This is a genomic window from Bacillus alkalisoli (genome assembly GCF_002797415.1).
GTDB classification, from domain to species: Bacteria; Bacillota; Bacilli; order Bacillales; family Bacillaceae_I; genus Bacillus_CD; species Bacillus_CD alkalisoli.
Genome location: NZ_KZ454944.1, coordinates 2508240 through 2525637 on the forward strand (window position 1 = coordinate 2508240; position 17398 = coordinate 2525637).

The following is a 17398-nucleotide window of genomic DNA, read 5'->3' on the forward strand; positions in this document are numbered from 1 at the left end:
CTATAATCTATAGTATAGAAGTATGGTTTTAGAAAGGAGCACTCTATTGGCTACATTTTTAACAAAACGCACTGTCTTTACTTTTCTTATAATTGCCGCGATTGTTGCGATTGGAATATTTATTTTACCTGTATCTATACCGATTATTATTGCTTTTATTACTGCTTTATTTTTAGAACCAATTGTTCGCCTTTTATATACAAGGGTAAATATTAAAAGAAGTTTATCTGTTTTGATTGTATTTTTGCTATTCCTTGTTTCTATAGGTGTAGGTGGATATTTTATAACTACTAAAGTTATTACTCAAGTAATTAGTTTAGTGGAAAATGCACCATCTTATATAAACGAAGTAAATAGAGTTTGGCGTGACTTCGAAACAGATTTACATAAACAATATGAAGATTTACCACCTGAGGTTGTTATTGAAATTAGTGATCAAATAGACAAATTCCTATATGATTTACGCATATACTTAACCGACTTGGTAAACATCCAAAACATAAAACACATTTTTACGAATATACCTAATTATTTAGTTAGCTTTATTGTTTACTTAATCGCATTATTTTTATTTTTAATTGATATGCCTAAATTAAAAGAAGGATTTTATTCCCATCTAAAAGAATCTACAGCTGATAAAGTGAAGTTTATGAGTTCAAGACTTTCGTATGTTGTATTTGGGTTTTTCAAAGCACAATTTTTAGTGAGTATTATTATATTTGTTGTTACGTTTATTGGATTGTTATTCATCGCTCCGGAAGTGGCATTAATCATGGCTTTTGTTATTTGGATTATAGACTTTATTCCGATTATTGGTTCGATCGTTATTTTAGGACCATGGGCGTTATTCCATCTAATTACAGGAGATATTGGTCTAGGTACACAATTAGCCGTCCTTGCTGTTGTCCTATTAATTATTAGAAGAACTGTTGAACCTAAAGTAATGGGTTCTCACATAGGCTTATCTCCACTTGCCACACTGATTGCCATGTACATCGGTTTAAAGTTATTAGGTATCCTTGGGTTCATCGTAGGCCCACTGATCTTAATCGCATTTAACTCTGCAAGAGAAGCAGGCATCATTAAAACAAATTTCAAAATATAAAAAAACGTGTTAAGGACAATTCCTTAACACGTTTTTCATTTCAATAACCTAAAATTGCTCTAAAAACAGAAGTCGTCTCTCCGCCTTGATAAATAACATATAGTAAAAGAAATACAGCCACACCTGTAATAGCTGTAGTAAACCAAACTAATGAAGTTATAGGTCCAAGTTTCCGATGACGCTCTAACTTATTTTTATAACCGGTCCATAACGTAGTGAGACCAAGTACTGCTCCAACAGTTGCTAATACAATATGGAAGAGTAAAAATATTGTGTAGTAAATCTTTATATCGTCTGGTCCACCAAAACTTGTGTTTCCGATAAAGACAGTTCTAGATAAATAGATAATAAAGAAAATAATTGCAAAAATGGCAGCTAAGTACATTGTCTTTTTATGAGCTTCAATTTTTCTTTTTGCAATTAAGTACCAACCTATCGCAACAAAAATAGCACTTAATACGATAAAAAAGGTACTAATAGTTGGTAAAACTGGAATTGAGTAAGTATCCAAGAGATGAATCTCCTTTCTTGTATTTGAGTACGTTTCATAATGTATTACTACTATACAAACGAATAATTAGAGCATATTTTTTAAAAAGAAACTTTAAAATGGACTAAATTATTCCGTATTAAGTAAAACATTCGGTTTTCATTGAACGAACCGTAATTATGAAATTAATTCAATCTTAAAATCAATTAACTTTATCACATTTTAGTACAATAATATTGTAGGCAACGTAGCGATATAATTCAATGGTTTTTATGATTTGTTCATAAAATTGTTGATTCATAGAAAAAAAGCACCATTTAGTTGGTGCTTTATTTAACAACTCTCGGCTGCATTAAATCGTTAATATCTACTTCATCTTTTTCTCTTTCTCTTCTAGCCCATTTAAAGAAAACAAAAGCGAGTATACTTCCGTACATAACCTCTTGTATAATCTTCATAATAATCCCACCGAGTTGTTGATCTTCCAACAACGGCATCATATTAAACATTTCTGGCCCACCTAAATCTAATCCTGCTAACGTACCAGCTGGCACACATAAGGCAAGTGCATTCAACCACGCAGTCATATCCGAATACGTTGTGTACAATGGAGTTTCTGCAAAGATAATAAGCGCACATGCAGGTGTTAGTAATACTCCATCAGCCATTATATAACCAAGTTTCTTTATTCCAGACATACCTTTTTGCTCTGGAAGTGGATCAATTAAAGGGAACCACATCATCATAGATGCTAAAAACAAAATAGTAGTGAATATAGAATGCATCATCATATCCTGTTTAATAATGTCAAATACAACTGGAATATGGTAAAGCGAGAATAAGGCATTAAATGTTATAAGAGCAATTAATGGCTTTGTCAAGAATCCAATAATACCTTTTAAAAATCGTGCATATACGACTTTACGAATCATCCAATTAGGCATACCTAATATTAATAGTGGAGGTATAACTAAATATAAAAAAGCCATCTGTGTCATATGTGCACTTAACATTAAGTGTCCTAATAAATCTAATGGGCTTCCTTTAACTAAGTATAATAAAACCATAGTGACAATAAAGAAAGTTTTCTGCTTTGTTGATACAGGTTCTGAGTCTTTAATCTTATGTCTGCCTTTACCAGTAAAGTAAATGTAGAGAGCAGTAATAATTAATATGGAAAGAAAGAAAAATGGACTCCATAAAGCTCGAAACCCAAAGATTTCTATGTTGCTGTACATGTTATCACCTCTTAATACTACTTTAGGAACATAAAATCATTATACTACACGGTGTACAGCCTATTCAATGAAGCTACCACTTCCTATTTGTACCTATCGGAATTTGTCATAAATTCGACATAGATTATCAAATAAAAAAACGCGACGGCCAACAGAAATTGACCATCGCGTTTTGATTTATTACCACCAAACAATTGTTACAAAAGCTAACACTGTAACTAGTCCAACTAGTAAACCTGAATATAAGAATAAAGCAGGTACTTCATGACCTTTATGGTTCATGTGCATGAAGTAATATAGTTGGAAAATACATTGTACTACAGCAAGTAAAATGATAAATGGCACTACAAAGTATGAAGACATATCCGTGCCTACTGCAACGAAGGCAAGTACTGTTAAAAAGATCATTAGTACAAAAGAAACTACTTGGTATTTCATTTCTTCTGCGCTCTTTTTACGACGATAAGCTAAATCTACCTTCGGGTTACCTGAATTTGATGTTTGATTCGCCATCAGATTATCCCACCATTCCCATTAGATATACGACTGTAAAGATAAATAACCAAACAACGTCAATGAAGTGCCAGTATAAAGAAGCTAAATAGAACTTCGGTGCATTGTAAAGGTTAAGACCAGTCTTAGAGTAACGGATTAATAAAGTACCAATCCATAATAAACCAAATAGAACGTGAGCTCCGTGTGTTCCAACAAGCGTATAGAATGCTGAACCGAATGCACTACTTGTGAAAGTGTGTCCTAAATGGATGTAATGCATGAACTCATAAATTTCTAGAATTAAGAACGATAATCCTAAGAACCAAGTAATCCACATCCACAGCTTCATTTTTTGGAAGTTGAAGTTCTTCATATGGTACATAGCATATACACTTGTTAATGAACTTGTTAAAAGAATCATCGTTGCTACGAATACTAATCCTAAGTCGAATATATCCGCACCTGGTAGAGTACCAGCAGTTGAATCTTTAAGCGCTAAATATGTTGCAAATAATGATGCAAATAGTACAGTTTCTCCTCCAAGGAAGAGCCAAAATCCTAGGAACTTATTTTTTCCTTCGAGGGTTGCTTTTTCAGGCGATGCTGGAAAAGTTTCAGCAGTTAATTTTTCTTCTGCATGCATTATAGATTAACCCCCTTATCGTCATCATCCATAATGTCTTCTTTATGAATATGGTAACCGTGATCTTCAATGATAGAACGGAAGAACATTGCACCGAATGTAACAACAAGTCCTAAAATCATTACTGGGATACCCCAACCATAGTCGTTTTTATAAAGAATACCGAATGCTGAAATAAATAAACCTAGTGAAATAACAAACGGTAAGATTGATCCATTAGGCATGTGGATATCTCCAACAGGCTCAGCAGGAGTCATACCTTTTTTACCATCCATTTTTTCAATCCATAATGGATCTAAACCACGTACAAGTGGAGTTTGTTTAAAATTGTACTCTACTGGCGGTGAAGCTGTTGCCCACTCAAGTGTACGTCCAGTACCCCATGCATCGCCAAGTACTTTTTGTTTGCTCATAGCTGTTTTAATTATGTTCCAAAGTAATACAATTGTTGCAATAGCCATGAAGAATGCTCCAACTGAACTAATTAAGTTACCTAAATCTAACCCTTGTCCAGGTAAGAACGTGTAAATACGACGTGGCATACCCATTAACCCTAAGAAATGTTGGATTAAGAATGTTAAATGGAATCCAATAAAGAATAACCAAAACGTGATTTTTCCTAATGTTTCATCTAAAATCTTACCAAATATTTTCGGCCACCAGTAATGAGCACCAGCAAATAGACCAAATACTACCCCACCTACGATTACGTAGTGGAAGTGAGCTACTACAAAGTAAGTATCATGATATTGATAGTCAGCCGCTGCTGCCGCTAACATAATCCCTGTAACTCCACCCATAACAAATGTTGGAATGAATGCTACAGACCATAACATTGCTGCAGTCATCTTAATCTGACCGCCCCACATTGTAAATAACCAGTTAAAGATTTTAATACCAGTTGGTACCGCGATTGCCATTGTTGCAACTGCGAAAATGGAGTTCGCGATTGGCCCAAGACCAGTTGTAAACATGTGGTGAGCCCAAACCATGAATCCTAAGAAACCGATTAATACTGTTGCGAATACCATAGAAGAATATCCGAATAGACGTTTCTTAGAGAATGTAGCGAATACTTCTGAAAAAACACCAAATGCTGGTAATATTAGAATATATACTTCTGGGTGTCCGAAGATCCAGAATAAGTGTTCCCAAATAATTGTATTTCCACCAAGAGCTGGGTCGAAGAATGCTGAACCGAATAAACGGTCAAACATTAGTAAAGCTAATCCAACTGTTAATGGAGGGAAAGCAAATAAGATTAATGCAGATGCAACAAATGTTGACCATGTGAATAAAGGCATTCTCATGTAAGTCATACCAGGTGCACGCATGTTAATGATTGTTACAAGGAAGTTAATACCCCCAATTAATGTACCGATACCGGAAATCTGAAGCCCGAGGGCGTAAAAGTCAATACCATGTGTTTCTGATGCTAAGGATAAGGATGCATAAGAAGTCCAACCTGCATCAGGTGCGCCGCCTAAAAACCAACTTAAGTTTAAGAAAATCCCGCCAAATAAGAATAACCAAAAACCTAATGCATTAATGAACGGGAATGCTACGTCACGAGCACCAATTTGTAAAGGTACAACTGCATTCATAAATGCAAATAATAGTGGCATCGCCGCTAAGAAAATCATTGTTGTTCCGTGCATTGTTAATATTTCATTATAAAGACCTGCACTTAAGAAGTCGCCGTTAGGTTTAGCTAACTGAATACGAATAAACATCGCTTCCAAACCACCGACGATGAAAAAGAAGCCACCGGCAATTAAGTACATAATCGCAATCTTCTTATGGTCTACTGTTGTTAAGTAATCCCATACAGTTGCGCCAAAACCTTTTTTCTGAGCTACCGTACTCACAATGTAACCTCCTTTTTACCGTAATTCTATTCTGTTTTTAATCCCATTAAATACTCAACAAGAGCGTCTAATTCATTTGGATTTAACTTTGGATACTTATCCGTCATTTTGTTTGCAGGCTTATATGTTTCTGGATCATCTAACCAGTTATATAAGTCTTCTTCTGTGTGATCAAGCACACCTGCAATACGAGAACGTTCTCCAAAGTTAGCTAAGTTAGGTCCGATACTACCTTGAGTACCAGAAATTGCATGACATCCTATACAGCTTTGTGCATAAATTTCTTCACCAGCTTGTGCTAATTCAGTTGTAGCTGTGTGTTCAACGTTTTGCATTCTTTCAATCCATTGATCAAACTCAGTACGTGACATTGTTTGAACTTTAAAGTCCATTAATGCGTGTGATGGTCCACAAAGCTCTGCACACTTACCATATAATAAGTTTCCTGCATTAGCAGAACGTTCAGAGTCAAATGATAACCACATTTGGTTCACGTTATCTGTGTTTGTGTCCATTTTTCCACCAGCTGCTGGAATCCAGAATGAGTGTTTAACATCATTTGCTTTCAAGTTGAAGTAAACTCTTTCATCTGTTGGTACTACTAAGTCTTGAGCAGTTACTACACCATAGTCTGGATATTCAAATTCCCACCAGTATAAATGAGCTGTAACGTTAACTACTAACGCATCTTGCTCTTCATCTTCCATTGGTGTTACATCCGCTAATTTAAAGGTGTAGGAAACTGTTGGAACTGTCAAAATTAATAATAGTAAAATAGGGATAACAGTCCAAATAATCTCTAATTTGTGGCTTCCTTCTACTTGTTTAGGAATAAATTCTTCATCGCCTTCACGTTGACGGAATTTCACAACAACGTAAATGAAGATGATTGTAACCACTATAACAACCAACGTCATAATTACTGTACTTAGTACAATTAGTGACAGTTGCATATCTGCTACTTCACCAACTGGCTTAAGTGCAGATAAATATGGTTCACCACAGCCTGCTAAAAATAGCGCTAACACACTGAACAGTGTAAATATACGCCAATTTGGTAACCATTTCTTCATAGCCTAATCAAACCCCTCTTTCTTGTATAGTGAGTGAAGTAGTAATGTATTGATAAATTCCTTCTTAATCTCATGAGAAAGAATCTAATCACAAAATAAATAAATGATAGAACTACTACTTATATCATTGTAGTATTCCATCGTTAAAATGTAAAAAGGTATTTTAAAAATTAAAAGATTGTTACAACTATCATGGATACATAGAGTATCGTTAAATAGTTTAAGGAATAAACAAACATTAATGTTGCCCATTTTCTATTATCTTTCATTTTAAAACCTGCGAAGCTTAGCGCTACCCATCCAACATTTAAGAGTGTAGCTAATACTAGAAATACAGTCCCTAAATCAAATAAGTAGAATGGTAAAGGAAGTAAACATAAAACCCAAACTACCATCTGCCTTCTAGTAACTTCAAACCCATGAACAACAGGTAACATTGGTATACCTGCGTTTCTATATTCTTCACACCTTCTAATAGCAATTGCTAAGAAGTGTGGGATTTGCCAAACAAATAATATTAAGAATAAAATCCATGCTACAAGTGATAAACTTGGGTCCACTGCAGCCCAACCAATTAATGGTGGAACAGCACCTGACACACTACCGATAACTGTATTTAACGTATTTTTTCTTTTAGACCACATGCTATATAAAACAACATAAGTAAAAGCTCCAATAAGGCCGATTACAGCTGCAGTAATAGTTGTCATTGCTAAGAGGATTGTACCTACTACAGTTAGTATTAATCCTAAATATAACGCCCTATTAACCTTCATTCTACCTGTAACAGTAGGTCGGTTCTTCGTTCTTTCCATTAAATGATCTATGTCACGATCAATGTAGTTATTTAAACTACAAGAACCAGCCACAACTAATGATGAACCAATCATTGTTAATAACATTAAAGGTATATTGTCTAAAAAACCTTTATTCGTAAAGTGAAGTGCTAGCCAAAGACCAGTAAATGTAGTAATGAAATTTGAATTAACAATTCCAATCTTTATTAATGCTAAGAAATCTTTCCAAGCAGAAGTTGTTAGCAATTCATCTTGAGGACGGTCATCTGTCATTTGATCTGCCGCATGTTCCATTGTCCTCAAATTAGCCATTTATATTCCTCCTTTAACCTAACCTTCACTACTTAAATTCTAATAGTAGCGAATATAAGGTGTGCACCTGTTTAATAGTATATCACGAAGAGCCTTAATCTCTTTAAATTGTATTCGTTTCCACTACTTTACTACAAATAATTGTTAGAAAATCAGGCAGAGTGTTTTTATTTCCTACTCTCTGTATATTAAATCATATTTACGTTTTAGTTTGTGAAAATTATTTGTAGAAAATATGACTAATTTGTGTCACGTAGTGTAAAAACCGTTTCGAAAAAGCCTACTCCATGTATAATAGTTAACAGTCACGTATATGTAAAGATGGATAATAAATTTACAGTATTACCAACAAGTCCCTTATATATTTCTAGCAAACTCCTTCCAAACAATCAACCTTTTTTATTATAATAATAAAGCCGCAACTTATTATGTTGTCATTAATTAGGTTTTTGTGTAGTATTGTGTTGGACGTTTATTATTTTAACATTTTTTCAGCTATTTTAGTATAAAGGATTTAAATTACTTTTAAGAGGTGAAACTATTGCATCGTAAATTGAAATGGTTCGCCGTTTGTACGTCAATTGTCATGCTATTTGTTTTAATCGGGGGAGCATTAGTAACAAAAACAGATTCAGGAGCTGGTTGTGGAGATTCCTGGCCATTATGCCACGGTGAACTAATACCAAGTGAAATAGATTTAGCATTAGTGATTGAATTGAGTCACCGTGTTGTTTCTGGTTTGGCTGCTATAATGGTATTAGTCTTAGCGGTTTGGTCATGGAGAGCAATCGGAGAAAAAAGAGAAACAAAGTTTCTTGCCATTTTATCGTTTATTTTCTTAATTATTCAAGCTTTAATTGGGGCAGCTGCAGTTATGTGGGGCCAGTCATCATTTGTTCTCGCTCTTCATTTCGGGATATCATTAGTATCCTATGCTTCTGTCTTTCTATTAACGCTTTTGATTTTTGAAGCCGATAAAAAGTTTAACGCTGAGTCTATCATTGTTGATCGCAGAATGACTTTTCATATCATTGGTATCATTACGTATAGTTATATCGTCGTCTATTCTGGTGCATTAGTGCGTCACGTTGGTGCAAGTCTTGCTTGTCCATCTTGGCCACTGTGTACAAGAAACGGACTTGGAATCCCTACACAAATGCATGAATGGATACAAATGGGGCACAGAGCCGCAGCAGGATTAATATTTATTTGGATTTTGTATGTTGCAGTACTTGCAATAAAACAATATTCTCACCAAAGTGTTATAAAGTGGGGATGGATTATATCTTTGGTTCTTGTTTCTCTTCAAGTAATAAGCGGAGCTATCATTATTTTCACTAAGTTAAATCTTTTTGTTTCTTTATTACATGCATTAATTATTTCTCTTTTATTTGGAGTTCTAAGTTATTTATTAATGCTTGTATCTAGAAATAAGTCGAATCGAACGAAAGCAAATAATAACAAAAGTATAGAAATGTAAGATAAGCGCGTAACCAATCAACAGGTTACGCGCTTATCTTTTAAGTTAAAGCCATTATTTATTTTCTTAACTCTATTAATAAGTCTCCAGTAGAAATGGCGTCACCTGAGTTAGCGAAAATTTCCTGAACTGTGCCTGTATATGGTGCTTGAACAGTCGTTTCCATTTTCATAGCTTCGGTAATCATTAAGTGGTCACCTTTTGTAACTTTTTCTCCTTTTTCTACTAAAACTTTAATAACAGTACCTGGCATTGTTGCTCCTATATGTCCTGTATTATTACGATCAATTTTTTGCTTTGTTGTAACCATTGATTTTACATTCTCGTCTTTGATGATCACTTCACGTGGTTGACCATTTAACTCGAAGTAAACTACTCTCGTTCCATCCTCTTGTGCTTGACCGATTGAAACTAATTTCACAATTAACGTTTTCCCTTTTTCAATCTCTATCTCTATCTCTTCTCCAAATCGCATCCCATACAAGAAAGTTGGAGTATCTAAAACGGAAATATTTCCAAACATATCATACTTTTCTTGATATTCGAGGAAAACTTTTGGATATAGAGCATAAGAAATCATTTCATGACTTGTTACTTGTCTGTTAAGTGTGTTAAATAGTTTTTCTTTCACTTCTTCAAAATTAACATCATCTAATAATTCTCCAGGTCTAACCGAGATTGGTACTTTTCCTTTTAAAATTACTTTCTGTAATCTTTCTGGGAACCCTCCGTGTGGTTGACCTAAAAAACCTTCGAATAATTCAATAACAGAATCAGGGAAATCTAATGTTTCTCCCTTTTCTAACACATCATGCTCTTTTAATTCGTTTTGAACCATAAATAATGCCATATCACCAACTACTTTAGAAGAAGGAGTAACTTTTACAATATCACCAAACATGTCATTAACAGTGCGATACATGTTTTTAACTTCTTCCCAACGCTCGCCGAGTCCAACTGCTTTTGCTTGCTGCTGTAAGTTGCTATATTGCCCTCCTGGCATTTCGTGTTGATAAATTTCTGTGTGTGGACTCATCATTCCACTTTCAAAATCTTTATAATATTTCCTGACATCTTCCCAGTATTGTGAAATTTTCTCTAAGGACTCTACATCAATCCTTGGCTGACGTTCATTTTCTTCTAACGCATAAAATAACGTTGATGCGCTAGGTTGCGAAGTAAGTCCAGACATAGAGCTTGCTGCTACGTCGACAATATCTACACCAGCTTCAATAGCTTTCGCATACATATAAATTCCATTTCCACTAGTATCGTGGGTATGAAGATGAATTGGAATATCAATAGAGTCTTTTAATGTTGATATTAACTTATAGGCAGCTTGTGGTTTTAATAATCCAGCCATATCTTTAATAGCTAAAATGTGTGCACCAGATTGTTCTAACTCTTTAGCTAAATCTTTATAATATGTTAAATCATATTTAGAACGAGTTGGATCGTTAATATCACCAGTATAACAAATAGAGGCTTCTGCGATTTTCCCAGAATCTCTTACAGCATCAATTGCTAATGTCATTCCTTTAACCCAGTTTAAACTATCAAAAATTCTAAATACATCGATTCCTGCATACGCGGATTTTTCTACAAATTCTTTAATTAAGTTGTCTGGATAGTTTTTATATCCTACCGCGTTTGAAGCGCGTAATAACATTTGGAATAAAATATTCGGACTTTTTTCACGTAATGTTAATAATCTTTCCCATGGGTCTTCACTTAAAAAGCGGTACGCTACATCATAAGTTGCTCCACCCCACATTTCCATAGAAAATAGGTTTGGCACTAACTTTGCAGTTGGTTCTGCTATTCTCATTAAATCATTAGTACGCATACGTGTTGCTAATAAAGATTGGTGTGCATCTCTAAATGTTGTATCGGTTAGAAGAACTTCTTTTTGATCTTTTATCCATTTAACAAGTCCATCTGCCCCTTGCTCATCAAGTATTTGTTTTGTTCCGTTCGCAAAGTTGGGGATTGTTTCTACATTTGGCAATCTAGGTTCATCAAATACTGGTTTTTTCTTCTTTTCCACACCAGGAAAACCATTTACAGTTACTGTGCCGATATAGGATAGCATTTTCGTTCCACGGTCTTTCCTTTTAGGAAATACAAATAATTCAGGAGTTGTATCAATAAAAGAAGTGTCATATTCTCCATTCATAAACTTCGGATGTTTAACAACGTTTTCTAGGAAAGGAATATTGGTTTTTATTCCACGAATTCGGAATTCTTTTAGATTTCTTTCCATTTTTGATGCTGCCTTTTCAAAAGTTAGAGCCCATGTTGATAACTTTACTAACAATGAATCATAGTAAGGGGTAACAACAGCTCCTTGATAACCGTTACCGGCATCTAATCTAACACCAAAACCTCCGCCTGAGCGATAAACATTAATTTTGCCCGTATCCGGCATAAACCCATTTAATGGATCTTCTGTTGTAACTCGTGATTGAATAGCAAATCCGTTTATTACTATCTCATCTTGTGATGGAATTCCTATTTCATCACTAAATAAACAATGCCCTTGGGCAATCATTATTTGGGATTGTACGATATCTACACCTGTGATCATTTCTGTAATAGTGTGCTCTACTTGAATTCTAGGGTTTACTTCAATAAAGTAGAATTTTCCATTTGAAACTAAAAATTCTACTGTACCAGCATTTACATAGTTTACATTCTCCATCAAGTTAACGGCTGCTTGACAAATATCATCTCTAAGTTGTTCTGATAATGAAACACTTGGAGCAATTTCAACCACTTTTTGATGACGACGTTGAATCGAACAATCTCTTTCATACAAATGAACAATATTGCCACTATCATCACCTAATATTTGTACTTCAATATGTTTCGGCTTTTCAATAAGCTTTTCTACATATATTTCATCGTTACCGAATGCTGCTTTAGCTTCTGATTTGGCACGTTCATACGCTTCTTTTAACTCAGATTTTGTTCGGACAACACGCATCCCTCTACCGCCACCACCGAGTGAAGCTTTAATCATTAGCGGATAACCATATGTACTAGCAAAATCCATAATGTCTTCTAAAGAATGAACAGGACCATCACTTCCAGGTATAACTGGTATTCCTGCAAGTTGCGCTTGAGTTCTAGCTTTTACTTTATCACCGAACATGTTCAAGTGCTCAGAAGTTGGACCAATAAATATTATTCCTTCTTCTTCACATCTTTTAGCAAACTGAATATTTTCAGATAAGAACCCGTATCCAGGATGAATGGCATCTACAGCGTTGTTTTTGGCAATAGTAATGATTCCTTCAATGTCTAAATAAGCGTCTATCGGTTTTTTACCTTCGCCTACTAAATAAGCTTCATCTGCCTTATATCTATGATAGGATCCCATATCTTCTTTAGAATAGATCGCTACTGTTCGAATATTTAATTCTGTACACGCTCGAAAAACTCTTATTGCGATTTCGCCACGATTGGCAACTAACACCTTGTTTATCTTTTTCACGCCTGTTTCCCCCTTAGCTGATTTACACTTAAAGTATACCTTTAATACATGATTCGATTCGCTTTACTAATTTCCTGCTAAATTTAACGTTTTTTGTCTAAGTTAAGTGAATAAATTGGAATTTTCAAATAATAATCATTATATTAAACTAATATTTAGTGATATGGCAAGTATGTTGCATATACCTTCGGTTATATTCTATAAAAATAGCTCTATTCGTAAAGGATTGTTGCTTTTATCTTTATTTTAGAAATAAGGTGTATCTTCGCTGCAGGCACTGGAATCCTCGAAAATGCTAGCGCACGATGCACATGGATCCCGTGCCTTCCTGTCCCTCAGCGTGAGACCCCACAGGCAAAACGCGAGGCCACTGAATTATTTATACTAACGAACAAGACTATCAAGGTTGTTTTAAAAAAATGGTTATTGGATTTATTTCACTAGACTTATCATAGATACTTTTTTCTGTTTCCTTAGCGAAAGTTTCGTTCATTCGCCTTATCATGCATACTTTTTCCTGTTTTCTTAGCGAAAGTTTCGTTCATCCGCCTTATGATGGATACATTTTCCCTTTTTTCCTAGAGAAAGTTTCGTTCATCCACCTTATGAGCCTACTTTTTTCCTGTTTCCCTAGCGAAAGTTCCTTCCATTTGCCTTATGACGCATACTTTTCTCTGTTTCCTTAGCGAAAGTTTAGTTCATTCACCTTATAATAGATACTTCCGCCATTTGATAGAAACCTTTACCTTTTGCAATGTAAATGAACGGATAACATTTTTCTATAGAGAAATCTATTAAAAACAACAAAGTTTACGAAAAGAGCCATATAAATAAAAAAAATTCATCCATATGTATGGATGAATTTTTTTATTATTTTTTTTCCCAAGCTTCATGTAAGGCAGATAATTCACGTTCTAATTTACCGAGAATATCTTTACCTTCTTTACCTGAAAGAAGACCTAATCTTACTGCAAAATCGATTTCCCGTGACAATCCAAACATTTGCGTGTCCAATACTTCTTCATATAAAGGACATTGAGGCATTGTTAAGTTATCCATTTGCACTTGAATGAGTTTTAATATTTTATCGGCATCAGCTTTCAATAGCGTAACCGCTTTTTCACGATGATCGACAATAATTTCGGATGTCAAAATCGATCCCTCCGTTTAAGAACATATATCTATCCTTAAATTTTATCGTTCTTTTCTCAAAATTGCAAGATTAGGCTCAATATATTTGTTTATTTTATTACATTTTCAAAACATGCTAAGGTCATATCGTTCATTCAAGAGCTCCAATAGCTTTAGTCCAGTGTGGCTATTTCCTATCTCGTTTAATGCTGGACCGAAAATCCCTATTCCGAATCTTTTTGGTACGGATCCCATTATCCCTCCAGAAACACCACTTTTTGCGGGTATTCCAATTTTAATAGCAAACTCACCTGATGCATTGTACATGCCACATGTAACCATAAATGTTTTACATATTCTTGCAACATCTTTCGGAATTATCTGCTCTCCTGTTTCAATGTTCTTTCCATCAAAAGCAAATATTGAACCGATTTTCGCTAAATCTAAACAGTTCATTTTTATTGCGCACTGTTTCGTATATACTTCCAAAATTTCTTCAACATCACCTAAAATGCTACCACCATTTTTCATATAAAAACAAAGGGAACGATTAAGGAATGACGTGTTAAATTCTGAAATAGCTACTTCCTGCGAATATGTGACTGATTTAGATCCACATAATTTCCTTACAAATTCTAATAAATAATTTACTCTATCATCTATCGTATCCCCTTTAATCATCGATGTTACTACTAACGCTCCTGCATTAATCATCGGATTAAGTGGTTTAGACTTTGATGTTGTTTCTAGTTTAATGATTGAATTAAAAGGGTCTCCAGTTGGCTCCTTCCCAACTTTATGAAAAACATGCTCAGGTCCATAATCCATTAATACTAAAGCTAAAGAAATAATTTTAGATATACTTTGTAAAGTAAATGTCTTTTCAATATTCCCTGCTGAAACACATGGTTTATTTGGGAATACAATAGCACATGAAAGATCTTCTGGATTTTCTCTTTGTAAAGCTGGGATATAGTTCGCAACTTTACCTTCTATTGCTACCTTTTTAGATTCATCTATTAATACTTGAAGTTCTTCACTTGACCTGCAAGGCATGTATTTATTCTCCTATTCTTCTTATATTCACATCCATGAGTAGAAATGTTATGTATTGTTAGAATAACCTTTTTTTTCGTTCTAAAACGTCATTATGAAAAGGTTATTGTGTCATAATAGAAATGTTATGGAAATTTCGATATAATAAGAAAAAATGTAACAGGGGGACAACATGGAGAACATCATTCATATAGAAGGTAAAGTTAAGTTTACCATCACTTTAGATCCAGGTGTATGGATTTTTGACGACCGTCGTATTGACTTAGAAAGTTATTTTACGGAAGAAAAAGAAGAGGAAATCTCTGCAATTGAAAAATACACAAAAAATATTTCAAAACATTGGGATAGAGAGATCACAGAAGGAGCTATTCATCCTCCAACTTTAAAAACAGAAAAAAAGTTTGAAAAAGAAAAAGTATTAACCAGTACTTTTGGAATTAAATTGGCACCATTTATTGAAAATGCCGAGCCGTTTGAGAACTCTAGTACAGTTACTTTTGTTAGCAATAATAATGAACAATGTTTTTCAATTAAAGAAGCAAAAGAAATGATTATGAAGTTTTCAAACAAAGGGAAACCTTTAAAAAGTGACGGACCCGTACATATTATTTATAATAATGGCTCTAATTTGGATAATCCGATAAAGGGCGTGCACAAAATAATAATCTCCTAACACTAATAGGGATGTGTTACTATAATGGTCTTTACCAATATAGACACATCCCTATCTTTTTCCCGTTCAACATATTTTATTAAGTTTAACCTTATAAAATATCCGCAGCTAGTTTAGCTAATTTGGAACGTTCACCTTTTACTAATCTTATATGTCCTGCCACCCCTTGATCTTTAAACTTTTCCACTACGTATGTTAATCCATTATTAAATTCATCCAGGTACGGATGGTCAATTTGTTCAGGGTCTCCCATTAAAACAATTTTACTGCGCTCCCCTACTCTTGTTAAAATCGTTTTCACTTCATGTTTTGTTAAGTTTTGAGCCTCATCAATTATAATAAATTGCTCCGGAATGCTTCTACCACGTATATAAGTTAATGCTTCTACTTCAATTGATCCGATTCCTGCTAGGATCGCATCAAGTTCTCCAGGTTTTTTAGTGTTAAATAAATATTCTAAATTATCATAAATGGGCTGCATCCAAGGTCTTAATTTCTCTTGTTTTTCTCCTGGTAAATAACCTATGTCTTTTCCAACTGGCACTATTGGTCTTGCTACTAATAGCTTTTTAAACTTATTAAGGTCTTCTGTTTGCATTAAACCCGCTGCAAGGGCAATTAGCGTTTTACCTGTTCCTGCTTTACCTGTTAATGTTATTAAAGGTATATCATCTCTTAGCAACAATTCCAACGCCATCGTTTGTTGAGCATTCCTAGGGCGTATACCCCATATATGATCGAAGTCAAAGATGAGTTTTTTCACTTTATTACCTGTTAAATCTGCAACTCCAATGGCTGATGCAGAACTCCCTAATGCATCTTTCATGATGATAAATTGATTAGGATAAAATGGATGATTAACTAATTCCGATACGGAAATTTCTCCACGTTCATAAAACAAACTTAAAACCTCTGTTGAAACATACATTTCTAAAAATCCCTTATAAATGTGGTCCATTTCCACCACACGATCATTTAAAAAATCTTGAGAAGTTAGTCCAATTGCATCCGCTTTTACCCGAACCAACGCATCTTTACTAACCAAAATAACAGGTTTTCCATCTTCTTTTGTTTGTTCTTCTAGAAATAAGTTTTTTGCAACTGCGAGTATTCTATTATCATTTGTTTTTTCAACAAAGATTTCTTGTAACTCATGAAAACTTCGGTGATTTAGTTCAATTCGTATGGAACCACCAGTATGGATTGGTATTTTTTCGTGTAATTTTCCCGTTTGCCTTAATGAATCGATTATTTTAGAAACTTGTCTTGCATTACGACCTATCTCATCCATATAACGTTTCTTAGAATCCACCTCTTCTAACACAACTGCTGGAATGACAATTTCATTGTCACCAAATTGATAAATGGAATGTGGGTCTTGTAATAAGACATTTGTGTCTAATACATAAATTTTTTTCAACCTTCCGCCTCCTGCTTCTACACTTTTTTCATTTTTTCTCTATTTCGGAGTGTCACAAGGCGTCCATCCTTTACATGGATGACTTGTAAAGGGGAAAGGACGGACCGTTGATAAAATATAT

The 17398-nt window shown here is 34.4% G+C and carries 14 protein-coding genes; 3 read left to right on the forward strand and 11 right to left on the reverse strand.

All coding sequences use genetic code 11. The features are described 5' to 3' along the window. Positions 1–46: 46 nt before the first annotated feature. The gene (ytvI, locus tag CDZ89_RS12450) at positions 47–1105 is read left to right on the forward strand and encodes a sporulation integral membrane protein YtvI (RefSeq protein ID WP_227521503.1); all 1059 of its coding nucleotides are present in this window, start codon (positions 47–49) and stop codon (positions 1103–1105) included. 40 nt (positions 1106–1145) lie between these two features. Here the strand turns inward: ytvI and CDZ89_RS12455 are convergent, their stop codons facing one another. The 7 genes from CDZ89_RS12455 to cyoE all read right to left on the reverse strand — a co-directional run bounded on the left by CDZ89_RS12455 (position 1146) and on the right by cyoE (position 8021). Then, positions 1146–1616 (reverse strand): DUF420 domain-containing protein, encoded by a 471-nt coding sequence (locus CDZ89_RS12455; RefSeq protein ID WP_100333758.1) that lies wholly within the window; start codon positions 1614–1616, stop codon positions 1146–1148. Between the two features lie 308 nt (positions 1617–1924). Further along, on the reverse strand, positions 1925–2833 hold the full coding sequence (ctaG, locus tag CDZ89_RS12460; protein ID WP_100333759.1) for a cytochrome c oxidase assembly factor CtaG: 909 nt from the start codon (positions 2831–2833) through the stop codon (positions 1925–1927). A gap of 180 nt (positions 2834–3013) precedes the next feature. After that, positions 3014–3346, reverse strand: a complete 333-nt coding sequence (ctaF, locus tag CDZ89_RS12465) for a cytochrome c oxidase subunit IVB (RefSeq protein WP_096154769.1) — start codon at positions 3344–3346, stop codon at positions 3014–3016. Between the two features lie 4 nt (positions 3347–3350). Further along, positions 3351–3971, reverse strand: coding sequence for a cytochrome (ubi)quinol oxidase subunit III (locus CDZ89_RS12470; RefSeq protein ID WP_100333760.1), 621 nt, complete (start codon positions 3969–3971; stop codon positions 3351–3353). Further along, positions 3971–5842: a cytochrome c oxidase subunit I gene (gene ctaD / locus CDZ89_RS12475; protein WP_198508265.1), complete on the reverse strand. Its 1872-nt coding sequence runs from the start codon at positions 5840–5842 to the stop codon at positions 3971–3973. The genes CDZ89_RS12470 and ctaD overlap by 1 nt, the downstream gene beginning before the upstream one ends. Before the next feature lie 23 nt (positions 5843–5865). Continuing rightward, complete coding sequence (coxB, locus tag CDZ89_RS12480) at positions 5866–6912, reverse strand: cytochrome c oxidase subunit II (RefSeq protein ID WP_096154772.1); 1047 nt, start codon at positions 6910–6912, stop codon at positions 5866–5868. Between the two features lie 170 nt (positions 6913–7082). Beyond that, positions 7083–8021: a heme o synthase gene (gene cyoE / locus CDZ89_RS12485; RefSeq protein ID WP_096154773.1), complete on the reverse strand. Its 939-nt coding sequence runs from the start codon at positions 8019–8021 to the stop codon at positions 7083–7085. Between the two features lie 541 nt (positions 8022–8562). Here cyoE and CDZ89_RS12490 point away from each other — a divergent pair. Then, positions 8563–9501, forward strand: coding sequence for a COX15/CtaA family protein (locus CDZ89_RS12490; RefSeq protein WP_141395208.1), 939 nt, complete (start codon positions 8563–8565; stop codon positions 9499–9501). Between the two features lie 58 nt (positions 9502–9559). Here the strand turns inward: CDZ89_RS12490 and pyc are convergent, their stop codons facing one another. From pyc to glsA, 3 genes are all read right to left on the reverse strand, one after another. Continuing rightward, positions 9560–12997: a pyruvate carboxylase gene (gene pyc, locus CDZ89_RS12495; protein WP_100333762.1), complete on the reverse strand. Its 3438-nt coding sequence runs from the start codon at positions 12995–12997 to the stop codon at positions 9560–9562. Between the two features lie 870 nt (positions 12998–13867). After that, a complete protein-coding gene (locus tag CDZ89_RS12500) occupies positions 13868–14149 on the reverse strand; it encodes an Fpa/YlaN family protein (RefSeq protein ID WP_096154776.1) in 282 nt (93 codons plus the stop codon). Between the two features lie 105 nt (positions 14150–14254). Further along, the gene (gene glsA, locus CDZ89_RS12505; protein WP_096154777.1) at positions 14255–15184 is read right to left on the reverse strand and encodes a glutaminase A; all 930 of its coding nucleotides are present in this window, start codon (positions 15182–15184) and stop codon (positions 14255–14257) included. A 172-nt stretch (positions 15185–15356) separates the two neighbouring features. Between glsA and CDZ89_RS12510 the strand changes: the two genes are divergently transcribed. Then, on the forward strand, positions 15357–15857 hold the full coding sequence (locus CDZ89_RS12510; RefSeq protein ID WP_096154778.1) for a hypothetical protein: 501 nt from the start codon (positions 15357–15359) through the stop codon (positions 15855–15857). A gap of 91 nt (positions 15858–15948) precedes the next feature. Here the strand turns inward: CDZ89_RS12510 and CDZ89_RS12515 are convergent, their stop codons facing one another. After that, positions 15949–17277, reverse strand: coding sequence for a PhoH family protein (locus tag CDZ89_RS12515; protein WP_096154779.1), 1329 nt, complete (start codon positions 17275–17277; stop codon positions 15949–15951). Between the last annotated feature and the right edge of the window lie 121 nt (positions 17278–17398).

What these genes read in the sequence shown, in the direction of transcription:
- ctaG (WP_100333759.1), bottom strand. Translation starts at nt 2,833, where the DNA reads ATGTACAGCAACATAGAAATCTTTGGGTTTCGAGCTTTATGGAGTCCA.
- ctaF (WP_096154769.1), bottom strand. Translation starts at nt 3,346, where the DNA reads ATGGCGAATCAAACATCAAATTCAGGTAACCCGAAGGTAGATTTAGCT.
- CDZ89_RS12470 (WP_100333760.1), bottom strand. Translation starts at nt 3,971, where the DNA reads ATGCATGCAGAAGAAAAATTAACTGCTGAAACTTTTCCAGCATCGCCT.
- coxB (WP_096154772.1), bottom strand. Translation starts at nt 6,912, where the DNA reads ATGAAGAAATGGTTACCAAATTGGCGTATATTTACACTGTTCAGTGTG.
- cyoE (WP_096154773.1), bottom strand. Translation starts at nt 8,021, where the DNA reads ATGGCTAATTTGAGGACAATGGAACATGCGGCAGATCAAATGACAGAT.
- glsA (WP_096154777.1), bottom strand. Translation starts at nt 15,184, where the DNA reads ATGCCTTGCAGGTCAAGTGAAGAACTTCAAGTATTAATAGATGAATCT.
- CDZ89_RS12510 (WP_096154778.1), top strand. Translation starts at nt 15,357, where the DNA reads ATGGAGAACATCATTCATATAGAAGGTAAAGTTAAGTTTACCATCACT.